This is a genomic window from Marinospirillum perlucidum, assembly GCF_003336805.1.
GTDB lineage: Bacteria > Pseudomonadota > Gammaproteobacteria > Pseudomonadales > Halomonadaceae > Marinospirillum > Marinospirillum perlucidum.
In genome coordinates, this window is record NZ_QFWJ01000004.1 from 202,333 (window position 1) to 208,932 (window position 6,600).

Annotated in this window: 5 protein-coding genes; 4 read left to right on the plus strand and 1 reads right to left on the minus strand. The window is 54.4% G+C overall.

Annotated features, from left to right (window positions below; all coding sequences use genetic code 11):
• The first annotated feature begins 128 nt into the window (after positions 1-128).
• The 4 genes from DFK18_RS08070 to DFK18_RS08085 all read left to right on the plus strand — a co-directional run bounded on the left by DFK18_RS08070 (position 129) and on the right by DFK18_RS08085 (position 5,351).
• Positions 129-455, plus strand: coding sequence for an ArsR/SmtB family transcription factor (locus DFK18_RS08070; protein ID WP_114417746.1), 327 nt, complete (start codon positions 129-131; stop codon positions 453-455).
• A 7-nt stretch (positions 456-462) separates the two neighbouring features.
• Positions 463-3,048, plus strand: coding sequence for an efflux RND transporter permease subunit (locus DFK18_RS08075; RefSeq protein ID WP_114417747.1), 2,586 nt, complete (start codon positions 463-465; stop codon positions 3,046-3,048).
• Between the two features lie 120 nt (positions 3,049-3,168).
• A complete protein-coding gene (locus DFK18_RS08080; protein WP_114417748.1) occupies positions 3,169-3,978 on the plus strand; it encodes an outer membrane lipoprotein-sorting protein in 810 nt (269 codons plus the stop codon).
• A 2-nt stretch (positions 3,979-3,980) separates the two neighbouring features.
• A complete protein-coding gene (locus DFK18_RS08085) occupies positions 3,981-5,351 on the plus strand; it encodes a hypothetical protein (RefSeq protein ID WP_114417749.1) in 1,371 nt (456 codons plus the stop codon).
• A gap of 169 nt (positions 5,352-5,520) precedes the next feature.
• Here the strand turns inward: DFK18_RS08085 and DFK18_RS08090 are convergent, their stop codons facing one another.
• On the minus strand, positions 5,521-6,516 hold the full coding sequence (locus tag DFK18_RS08090; protein WP_114417750.1) for an IS481 family transposase: 996 nt from the start codon (positions 6,514-6,516) through the stop codon (positions 5,521-5,523).
• Positions 6,517-6,600 lie beyond the last annotated feature (84 nt).

Here is a 6,600-nt window from a genome sequence, read left to right on the forward strand (position 1 = left end):
CTTTTAAGCCCCCTGTCAGGGGGCTTTTTTTCGTCGGTTGTATGCGCCTTATAACCAAGCTGCGGTTGCAATCTATAGATTAGTATATTATAAATTAGCGTAATATCTTTTAAGCAAAGGTACAGCTGATGGATCTGGAAAAAATGCAGGTACAGGCGGAAGTGGCCAGCGGCTTCTTGCATGCCTGTGCGCATCAATCGCGTTTATTGCTGCTGTGTCAGCTTTCTCTGCAGGAAATGAATGTCACTGAGCTGGAACAGCAGTTGGGTATTCACCAGCCCAGTCTTTCCCAGCAGTTGGGGGTTCTCCGACGCCAGGGATTGATCAGCGGCCGCCGCAGCGGCCAACAGGTTTACTACAGCGTGGCTGACACCCGGGCTCTGGCTCTGGTGGAAAGCCTCTACAAGATCTTTTGCATGGATACCAGTTCCATGCCTCAAACCAACAAGGGGTAAGAATAAAATGGGCAAGAAACTGGCCATCTGGTGCATGAATCGCACCCGAACGGTTTTTACCGCGGTCATCGTTATGGTGCTGGCGCTGGGGATGCTGATCCCCAACATCACCATCGATACTGACCCGGAAAACATGCTGTCCGATGATCAACCGGACCGTGTTCGCCATAACGAAATCCGTGAACGCTTTGGCCTGCACGACATGATCGTGGTCGGCCAGGTCAATACCGAAAACGAAGACGGGGTCTTCAACCCTGAATCCCTGTCTGCTCACTATCGGCTGACCCGCGCCCTGGAAAAGATGGACGGGGTTATCGCCCGCGACATCATGTCCATGGCGGCGGTGGATAACGTCGAACAGGTGGGCGTTGGCACCATTGCTTACGACTGGCTGATTCCCAAACCCCCTGAAAGCCAGGAAGAAGCAGATCGCATCCGTCAGGCTGTCGAGGATTTGCCCATGTATCAGGGCACCCTCGTTTCGGAAGATGGTAAGGCGGCCGCTATTTTTGTTCCCCTGGAAAGCAAGGACATCAGTCACCGCATTGCTGGCGAAATTCAGGCGGTTGTGGATGAACTGGATACTGCTGATGAATTTCATATCACCGGTCAGCCGGTAGCTCAGGACACCTTCGGTGTCGAGATGTTCCAGCAGATGGCCATTTCCGCGCCCCTGGCCGGTCTGGTGATCTTCCTGACCATGCTGTATTTCTTCCGCAGTCTGCCACTGGTGGTCGCGCCCATGTTGTTGGCAATGGCGACTGTGATTTCCACGATGGGCCTGTTGATCGGCATGGGCTTTACCGTGCATATCATGAGTTCCATGATTCCCATCTTCCTCATGCCCATCGCCGTGGTGGCCTCGGTGCATGTGCTCTCCAACTTTGCTGATCGCTATCGTCCGGGAGATGATCCCAAAGCGGTAATGGGCGAAGTCATGGAAAAACTCTTCAAACCGATACTGTTTACCGGCCTGACTACAGCCGTAGGCTTCCTGTCTCTGCTGACTACGCCGATTCCTCCGGTACAGGTCTTTGGTGGCTTTATCTCCTTTGGTGTGGTGATCGCCCTCTTGCTGACCCTGGGCTTTATTCCTGCCTACACCGTGGCACTCAAGCAGTCCACGCTGGACAAGATGGCGGAAAAATTCCGTCAGAAGGAAGAGGCCGACGAGAAGGCCAACCAGGGCGGTGGCCTGCTAGGCAAAATGGGACGCTTCCCCACCCATAAACCCGGTCTGGTGATCGGTAGTGTGGCCGTGATCATGGCGATTTCCGTCTATGGCATCACGCAAATCCAGATCAATGACAACCCTACGCTGTGGTTTAAAGAAGACCACCGGATTCGTGTGGCCGACCGGGTGTTGAACGAGCGTTTTGCTGGCACCTATGAAGCCTACATTCACCTGACTCAAACCGGCATCGACCAGGAAGTGGAAGAAATGCGTCGCCAGGTGCAGAACACCCTGGATGAAGCTGAACAGGCCGGTTTTGATCTGCGCGAAGACTGGCAGAAGATGTGGGAAGAGTCTGCCGGTGCCAGCTCACCGGGTGATCGCCTGGAAACCCTGGCCATGCAGATTGATGATCATCTCTTTGAAGTGGATTTTGATCAGGCCGACTACTGGGAAAAAATCCTGGATCAGGTGGAAAAGGCCCGTTCGGCCACTCGTGCCTTCCAGAACCCGGAACACCTGGCTTGGATGGATGACCTGAAAAACCATCTGGAAGAAGCCGGTGTGATTGGTAAGGCCAACTCCTTGGCAGATCTGGTCAAAACCATCAACCGTGAGCTGATCAGTGGCGATCCGGAAGACTATGAGCTGCCGGATTCTGCCAATGGCGTGGCTCAGACTCTCTTGAGCTTCCAGTCTTCCCAGCGTCCTGATGATCTTTGGAACTTTGTCACCCGTGACTTTACTGAAGCCAATATCTGGTTGCAGCTACCCAGCGGTGATAACCAGGTCATGAGTCAGGTAATTGCCGAGGTGGATGCCTTTATGCAGGACAATCCGCCACCCCAGGGTGTTGAACTGGATTGGGCCGGCGGCACCTACATCAACCTGGTCTGGCAGGGTGAAATGGTGGAAGGCATGCTCTGGGCTCTGATTTCTGCCTTCGTGGTCGTGCTGGTGATGATGATTGCCCTCTTCCGCAGTCTGCTGCTGGGTGTGTTGGCCATGCTGCCACTGACCATCACCATTGCCTTTATCTACGGTGCCATGGGTCTGATCGGCAAGGATTACGACATGCCGGTTGCTGTACTTTCCTCGCTGTCGCTGGGTCTGTCCGTGGACTTTGCCATCCACTTTATCCAACGCCTGCGTATGGCGCTGGAGGATGCGGCTGGTGACTGGAAGGAAGCCATGGAGCGGGTTTTCGAAGCCCCTTCACGTGCCATCGTGCGTAATGCCGTGGTCATCGCGATTGGCTTCCTGCCACTGCTGGCCGCTCCCTTGGTGCCCTACATCACCGTTGGGGTATTCCTGGCCAGCATCATGGCGACCTCGGCGCTGGTGACCCTGTTTGTACTGCCTGCCTTTATTGCCCTGTCACCGCGTGCCTTCTTGGGCAAAACGGTGATCAAGGCCTAGTAGAGCGCCAAGTGTTTTCAGGTGGTCGGCAAGCTGCAAGCAGGCCATCTGATCACTTCCAAGATCAACAGCTAAGAGCAAGCGAAGAATTTTTTTGAAACCTCGAAAGGAGGAGACAAGATGAAAACGAATCTACTGAAAAGGGCCAGCGGCCTTCTGGGCGGCGCGACCCTGATGTTGAGCAGCAGCCTGATTTTGGCCGCGCCACCCGTGCAGGAAATCATTGAAAACGCCAACCAGGCTTCCTACTACGCCGGTCAGGACGGGCGTTCCGAAGCCCGCATGCGTATCGAAGATGACAGTGGGCGCACGCAAACCCGCCAGTTCACCGTGCTGCGCAAGAATGTTGAAGGCAGTGACCAGCAGAAGTACCTGGTGGTTTTCAGTCGTCCTTCCGAGTACCGGGATACCGTTTTCCTGGTTCACAAGGACCCGCAATCCGCTGATGACCGCTGGCTCTACCTGCCGGATCTGGATCTGGTACGCCGCATCGCCCCCGGTGACAAGCGCACCAGTTTCGTCGGTGCCCATGTTTACTACGAAGACATCTCCGGTCGTAACCTGAACGAAGACAACCACAGCTTGGCCGAAGAAACCGATGAATACTATGTTCTGGAATCCACTCCCAAGAACCCGGATTCCGTGGAGTTTGCCAGCTTCCGTACCTGGATTGACAAGGAAACCTGGCTGCCCATGCGCATCGAATACACCAATCCTGAAGGTGAGGTTTACCGGATCATGGAAAATGCGCGGGTAGAAGTGATTGATGGCTACCCCACACCCACCATGATGCGTGTTCAGGATAAGGTTTCCGGCGGCACCACCCTGGTTCAGTTCCGTGGCATTAATTATGACCTGGGGATTCCCGATTCCGTGTTTACCGAGCGCAGCCTGCGTAATCCACCCAGCGAGTGGCTGGAAAGGAGGTAAGCATGCAGCAGTTAATGCGCTACCTGACGAGTCTTTCCCTGGCGGCCGGTCTGGCCGTCAATCCCGCCCTGGCTGCGGATGACTGGAGTTCAGAAGGCGGTGACGACTGGGCCAGCGAAGAAGGCTGGGGTGATGACTGGGAAGAAGAGCCCAGCGAACCCCTGCTGCCTTTTCGCATCAATGGTTTTGTCGAAGCCGCCGGTGGTTTTCACCTGCAGGAAAACCAGGTGGTTGAAGACCGTATCGACAAGACCTACAACCTGGGCGAAGCCCGCCTGGGCCTGGAATTGGAAGGCGATTGGAGGGGCCTGGAATACAGCCTGAAAGGTGATCTGGTCGGTGATGCCGTGGATGAAGAAGCCCGTGGCGAACTGCGCGAAGCCCTGCTGAGTTTTGGTCTGGGACAAAGCACAGATGTTCGCGCTGGTCGTCAGGTGCTGACCTGGGGGACGGGGGATCTTCTCTTTATCAACGACCTCTTTCCCAAGGACTGGCAATCCTTCCTGATCGGGCGCGATGAGGAATACCTGAAAAGCCCGTCCGATGCCCTTCGAACCACCTGGTATGGTCAGGAGCTGACGGTGGATCTGGTCTGGAGCCCGCTGTTCACCGAGGACAACTATCCTGATGGTGATCGCCTGTCCTACTTCAACCCCATGTCGGGTGGGCAGACCGCCGAGCCGGTCTCCACCAATGCCCGCGAACCGGATGATTTTCCCGAAGATGGTGAAGCCGCTCTGCGTCTGGCCACCACCCAGTCAGGCATTGAGTACGAAGCCTATGGCTACTGGGGTTTCTGGCCGGAGCCCAATGATCAAACGCAGGTGATGTCCGGTGGCAAGGCCTCCCACCCACGCCTGCAGGTCTATGGGGCCAGTGTGCGTTCTCCCCTGGGGCCGGGTTTGATCAATGCGGAAACAGGCTACTACAACTCGGTGGACTATGAACAGCAGCAGGCTGCTCTTCTGCCCAATTCAGAAGTGCGCTTTCTGATCGGTTACGACTGGGAGGCCATCACCAACCTGAATGTCGGGCTACAGTATTACCTGGAATGGACTCAGGATTACGATGAAGCCGAATCTGCCTGGGATCAGATGGGCTACGCCTACATGGCCGGTGAAGAGTATCGCCAGTTGCTGTCTACCCGCTTGACCTACCGCCAGTGGCGTGGTGATCTGGTCTGGTCGCTGTTTGCCTTTATGTCGCCCAGTGACGAGGACTACTACCTGAGACCCAGCGTCACCTACCGGGCCTCCGATGCCCTGACACTGAGTGCCGGTGGCAACGTCTTCGGCGGGGAGAACAACTACAGCTTCTTTGGTCAGTTTGAAAAGGATAGCAACGCCTACCTAAGAGCCAGATACCGCTTCTAACCCCGCTTCTTTCTAATCCGCAAAACCTGTCCAGTCCATCCGGCAAGCTCTAACTGCTGGATGGCTGGACGGACTTGTTTCTGCCCTAAATACCCACCTTCCTGCGTTAAAAAGAAAATAGTAATCCAGACCTGCAATTGCCCTGCATCAATGGACTTAAGGCACTAAGCTAGGTGTCGGGTCCCGCATGATTAACAACCCGTTTATGAAATAATTCTGGGCGTTTTTCTTGCCACCCTTTCATTGCTTCAATGGGTGGATGATGGTTCAGTGCTTTCTGCGGAATATGGTGATTATACAGCCAACAGTAGCGTTTTAGTGTCTGTTTCAGATCTTCGGATGACTCATAACGACGTGTCGCCAGTACATCGCTGATACGGCCATTAAAACGCTCCACCATGCCATTGGTTTGAGGGCGGCCTGGTTTGATCAGGCGATGTTCAATCTTGTGTTTTTGACACACCTGATCAAACAGGTGCTTGCCATCAGGTTTGCGTTCACCACCAGCGGTGAAGCGATCGGTGTAGCATTTACCGTTATCCGTCAGCACCTTCTGAATGACAAAGGGTGCCTTCTCGATCACGCGCTTTAGAAAGTCGCTGGCATCCTGCGCTGACTGGCTGGGTAGTACTTCCAGGTAAACCCAGCGGGTTGCACGGTCAATGGCAACATGTAGATACTGGCGCTGCTCTTCATCCGGCATTTGCGGCAGGTACTTGATGTCAACGTGTACAAACCCTGGCTCATAGTCTTTAAATGGCTTGTGTCCGTGACTCATATCCGGATTGGAGGCCTGATCCTGTTTGATCAGCTCTGCCAGTGTGGGAACCTGCCTTCGTTTTAACATGCGATGAAGAGCAGAGCGTGATAATGCTGGATTGAGGAATTCACGCGCTACTGTCAGCAGGTCATCCAGCCCCAGACGCAGGTACTCACGGGCAGCAATCAAGACGGTTTCCTGTGCAGGGGTTAAAGTGGCCAAAAGGTTGTGGCGGGTATGGGGTCGATCATGAACATTGTCACGATAACGCCAGCGACGGATCGTAGAGACAGAAACACCATACTGGGCGGCCAGATCTTTATTGCTGACTGATTCTGGGCTCTTCTGTATCTCCGCTCTGATCCTGGGTGTAGTGGTGGCCTGTTTATGCAGTTTGATGTTCATGAATACGCTCCTGAATGATCTGCTGAAGGAGACCCTTTGCAGCAAGCAAAGGATAACTCCTCAATGAGATTTGATCATCCGGAA

What these genes read in the sequence shown, in the direction of transcription:
- DFK18_RS08070 (WP_114417746.1), top strand. Translation starts at nt 129, where the DNA reads ATGGATCTGGAAAAAATGCAGGTACAGGCGGAAGTGGCCAGCGGCTTC.
- DFK18_RS08075 (WP_114417747.1), top strand. Translation starts at nt 463, where the DNA reads ATGGGCAAGAAACTGGCCATCTGGTGCATGAATCGCACCCGAACGGTT.
- DFK18_RS08080 (WP_114417748.1), top strand. Translation starts at nt 3,169, where the DNA reads ATGAAAACGAATCTACTGAAAAGGGCCAGCGGCCTTCTGGGCGGCGCG.
- DFK18_RS08085 (WP_114417749.1), top strand. Translation starts at nt 3,981, where the DNA reads ATGCAGCAGTTAATGCGCTACCTGACGAGTCTTTCCCTGGCGGCCGGT.
- DFK18_RS08090 (WP_114417750.1), bottom strand. Translation starts at nt 6,516, where the DNA reads ATGAACATCAAACTGCATAAACAGGCCACCACTACACCCAGGATCAGA.